Source organism: uncultured Oceanisphaera sp. (assembly GCF_947495715.1).
GTDB lineage: Bacteria > Pseudomonadota > Gammaproteobacteria > Enterobacterales > Aeromonadaceae > Oceanimonas > Oceanimonas sediminis.
On sequence record NZ_CANLZU010000079.1, the window covers coordinates 1 to 219 of the forward strand.

At 49.3% G+C, this 219-nt stretch carries 1 rRNA gene; it reads right to left on the minus strand.

Annotated features, from left to right (window positions below):
- Nucleotides 1–68 (minus strand): 5S ribosomal RNA (gene rrf, locus Q0753_RS16650); the annotation flags it as partial.
- Between the last annotated feature and the right edge of the window lie 151 nt (nucleotides 69–219).

A 219-nucleotide genomic window follows, 5' to 3' on the forward strand; every position in this document is an offset into this window, starting at 1 on the left:
GCGCGGGTGCGTTTCACTTCTGAGTTCGGCATGGGATCAGGTGGGACCACAGCGCTATCGCCGCCAGGCATAAATTGGGTTTGTCAGCTAAGGCTAACAAACGCTGGAAAACTGATGTTCTGAAATAATCTTTTTTGTAGTCGCCTTGAACGCAAGGTCTCACACTTCTTGGGTGTTGTATGGTTAAGCCGCACGGGTCATTAGTACAGGTTAGCTCAA